Annotated in this window: 2 protein-coding genes; one reads left to right on the plus strand and one right to left on the minus strand. The window is 66.8% G+C overall.

Annotation, left to right across the window (positions count from 1 at the left end; genetic code table 11):
• The coding region (locus ETD96_RS43615; protein WP_274704692.1) for an IclR family transcriptional regulator domain-containing protein at positions 1-381 on the plus strand (381 nt) is incomplete at its 5' end.
• A gap of 240 nt (positions 382-621) precedes the next feature.
• On the opposite strand, the gene ETD96_RS47860 is transcribed toward ETD96_RS43615, so the two are convergent.
• Entirely contained in the window at positions 622-753 is a 132-nt protein-coding gene (locus ETD96_RS47860) for a hypothetical protein (protein ID WP_274704693.1), read from the minus strand.
• Positions 754-1,917: the final 1,164 nt, after the last annotated feature.

The following is a 1,917-nucleotide window of genomic DNA, read 5'->3' on the forward strand; positions in this document are numbered from 1 at the left end:
GTGCTCATGACCTCGGCCGGGCGCGTCCTGGTCTCCGACTGGACGCCTGACGCGCTCCGCTCCTGGACAGCCTCCTGGCTCGACGAGCCGGGCCACGGGCAGGCCAGGCTGCGGATACAGGCCGCCGATGACCTGCTCCGCGAGGTCGCAGCAATCCGAAGACGGGGCTACGCGGCGGTGGACGAGGAGTTCGAGGCAGGGCTCGTCGGCGTCTCCGCCCCCGTCCGCGACTTCCGCGGCATCATCGTGGCCGCGATCAACGTGTCGGCACCCAAAGGACGCCTGGGCGCCCATCTCGACGAGGCCGGACGCCGCACGCTCGCGATCGCACGCGAACTCTCAGCGGAACTAGGCCACGAACAGGCACCAGGAGTTGTATGACTGAGCTTCCCCCGGTTCCACGGACACCTCATCTGAGTTGACCTTGATCAACTTGGGAAGGAAGTGTCTTGTGCCACCACCTCACCCGCCCGAGTTCCGGCGTCGCACCGTCGAGCATCGAACTGATGAGAATGATCAGAGAAAGCCATGAGGGGTCGCCGAAACTACGGCTCGCCGTGGGTACACGACGAGCTGACACTCGGACGGGACGAGCAGGTGAGCCAAAGCTGGTCGAGCGGCTCATGCGGTGAAGCCGGCATCCAGGGGATTTACCGGCGCAAGGGACAGCCCAACCTGGTCAACGCGCCGGACGATGCCCCGCATCCCCTTGGGCCAACCCGCCAGGTCGAGCATGCCGGCCAGCTCGGCCACCGGCGCCCCAGGCGGGGCTGCCGGTCGGCGTCGTAGGTGCACTGCCACAGGTGCTCGGACAGGGCGAAGAGCGCGGCGCAGACCTCGTCGGTCAGGTTGGACCCGTTCGAGTACTTCAGCCGTCGGCGGGAGTACCAGTATCTGGGAAACCGTGGGCGCCGCCGCCCGCGCCGGTCCAGATCAGCACTTGTTTATGCAGGTGGACGGGAATCTACTGCAGGGCTGAATCTCCCGGCGGTAATGTGTTCGCCGGTGGTGTTAGACCCGGCGTTGCCCGGCCGCAGCACCAGGGCGGCGGCCTCCCCGGCCATGCCCGGGCGTGGTCGATGAACGCGCACATCGGGTTGGACAAGAAGTTCGCTTTCACGTCGAGGCGGCGTGTTCCTTCTCCGAGTGCGCAGCACGATCTGGCGCCCAGATCCACCGGGATTCGCGCGCTTCCGATGCCTGAGCGTGCTCGCCGACCGACTCCCGCGCCCGCGCACGGGCGGACGAGCGGGCGTTGCGGATCGCACCCGCCACGCCTGCGGGCCCGTGTCCGCAAGGGCGGCCAACTGTCGCAACACCGTCGGATCGGACGGCACTGAGCCGAACTGCTCCGGCTCGGCCCGCAGGATCGCGATGTCGGACGGGCAGTCTCCGCCTAGCGCCAGCGTTATCGCCAGGTCCGCGATGACCTTGCCCGGATCATGGATCGCCCGCGGCCTGCGCTAGCATTCCAGACCGGCGCAAAGCGCCTGGTCTAGCCCAGTCGCACATTTCAGTCAGCAGCACCCCGCTGGCCTGGCCGACGATCCCCGCCCCGTCCGAAGACACCGCGAGCCTGGCATGACGACCTGTATTCTTCATTGAAAAGTGCTTTCTGGACTGGTGCGGACAGGACCTGCAACCAGCCCTATCCTCCCAGCTCAGAGGCACTATTCTTGTCGAAACGGCCACTCCCGACCCGCCGCCCGGCGAAAGCCCGAGAAACGGTCACTGGCTCCTGTCCCGTTTGACTTGACACCTACCGAGCCGCGAGCAAGCACCGTCCGGTGCTCGCGTCTCGGTAGGTGTCGGTTACCACTTTTCGGGCGAGTAGGGCCTGAGCCACAGGGCCACCTGCAGCGTGACCGTCTTGAACCACGCCTGGTGCATGCGTTCGACGTCTTCGTCGCTGTGGCC

Origin of the sequence: Actinomadura geliboluensis (genome assembly GCF_005889745.1) — a bacterium.
Taxonomy (GTDB): Bacteria; Actinomycetota; Actinomycetes; order Streptosporangiales; family Streptosporangiaceae; genus Spirillospora; species Spirillospora geliboluensis.